This is a genomic window from Thainema salinarum CENA647 (genome assembly GCF_057732415.1).
Genome location: NZ_JBYJZJ010000033.1, coordinates 1 through 1,739 on the forward strand (window position 1 = coordinate 1; position 1,739 = coordinate 1,739).

General features: G+C 48.5%; 3 protein-coding genes. 2 read left to right on the forward strand and 1 reads right to left on the reverse strand.

Features of this window, described 5'->3' with window-relative positions; all coding sequences use genetic code 11:
- A partial coding sequence (locus tag AC286M_RS36210; protein ID WP_488209046.1) for a hypothetical protein occupies positions 1-341 on the forward strand: 341 nt, incomplete at its 5' end.
- A 92-nt stretch (positions 342-433) separates the two neighbouring features.
- On the opposite strand, the gene AC286M_RS36215 is transcribed toward AC286M_RS36210, so the two are convergent.
- The gene (locus AC286M_RS36215; protein WP_488209047.1) at positions 434-688 is read right to left on the reverse strand and encodes a hypothetical protein; all 255 of its coding nucleotides are present in this window, start codon (positions 686-688) and stop codon (positions 434-436) included.
- Positions 689-944: 256 nt separating this feature from the next.
- Between AC286M_RS36215 and AC286M_RS36220 the strand changes: the two genes are divergently transcribed.
- Positions 945-1,496 (forward strand): hypothetical protein, encoded by a 552-nt coding sequence (locus AC286M_RS36220; RefSeq protein WP_488209048.1) that lies wholly within the window; start codon positions 945-947, stop codon positions 1,494-1,496.
- Positions 1,497-1,739: the final 243 nt, after the last annotated feature.

Consider the following 1,739-nt stretch of genomic DNA (forward strand, 5'->3'; position numbering starts at 1 on the left):
CGAATAAAGAAATTCCCCACCCCGACCCTCATATCATTCCGGCTGAAACAGCCGCTCGTGCAGCTCGGGAAGGGAGCCATTTTGGTCAGGTTGATCATGATTCTCCAGCAGACATTGAGCATATTCACACTCGTGATAGTTACACCGTTGATCAAGAGGGGCTGATCAACAACTATGCAGTTGAACCGCCAATGTACGTCAACGAACCAGGCGACTTAAGTGAAGCAGAAGCTGCGATCGCAAAACAGAGAGCGGCTGATCGTAAAGCCCTAGCTGAAGGTGAGGAGGGTAAATTGACCATGACCCATGATTGGCGGCATAAAGGGCAAGGGATGATCTAGCAGGTTGAATCACGGGTATAAGCAAGCTAAGTCTGGGAGTCACCCCAGGCTTAGCTTGTCCTCATAACCATACAGATTAAATGTTTGACACTTTACGGCCAGTCCGGTGGTTGTTCAGACCGCTCATCATCGCTGGTGTCGTTCTCCTGGTCGTAGGAATCTTCTAGATCCTCATCCTCATCTACAACTCGATCCATCCAATAGCGACATTCATTTGGATCGCGAGTCTCCATCTGCTGGCGACCACCAAACTTGAGGCTCAGTTCCTCATCCTGATCAAGTTCGATCTTGCCTTTCCGCATAATCTTTCGCGCTTTGCCCTGTCCATTGGTGGGAATATCAGCCACCCAATGATCAGACTGCGATCATCCATCGTTATCTTTACGCTGCTTTGCCATAACCTGACCTATACTATGTCCTGTGTTGTGTCCCGTCTTATGTAGTGTTTTACGTCCTGTTCTATTATAGGACGAGACACAGGACAAATCAATAAAGCCATTGAAAAATACGGGTTTTAGCAACGGACAAGGCGTAAGACAAGACGATAAAAACGCGAGACAAAACACAAGACAGAACACATCACGAGACAACAGGACAAGACAGATGGATACTGAATTTCCCGTTTCTGAATTACCAGCTCGATACGATGTAGCGCGATCGCAAATCTATGCTCGACTCGATGCACTTAAGCAGCGGGATGAATCACTGGGGCCGGAGAAGCGAGGTAAAAAATCCTATGTTGATGAGGCACTGCTCAACCTGCTCGACTCGATGCACGTTCTGATCAAGCAGGGAGAAACTGTTTCTGATGCAGCAGATCGAGTGTTGAGCGTTGAACCCCAAACTCGTCCTATGAGTCCTGTGAGACAGTTGGACAGGACACAAGACACAAGCATTGTTTACCAAGAGCAGCCATCTGAACTGGCCGTTTTGCTAAGTGCGATCGCAGGTCAACAGAAACAGCCGGACATGCTTGACCGCTATCGCCAGCTCGACGAAATTGCAGAGAAGGGTTGGGAGCTGCCGACTCATGAGATAGCCGAAATTCTGGGGCTGAAGACACTCAGCGGATCAGAGTTTGAGCGGCACGGGTTTAAGTTCATCCGCTGCGGCAAGGTTGGCTCTCAGAGTGCCTGGAAGGTGGAGAAGCTATAACGTTGAAAGTTGCGATCGCAGATTTGGACAAACCTCCCGATGATCGATATCCTGCTCTTACACCGCCACTTCACATAGATACAAAGAAAGACCCGCCACAACCATAGGACGGGTCTAGCATAGTTAACTCTGTTAATTGTTAGGGTGGTTATCGATAACTAGCTCAATACCATCCATCGGGTATGTGCCTGGTGCTTACTTGCTAGCGATGCAGTTGGTTGGATTTGACTCTAAGTTAATGCT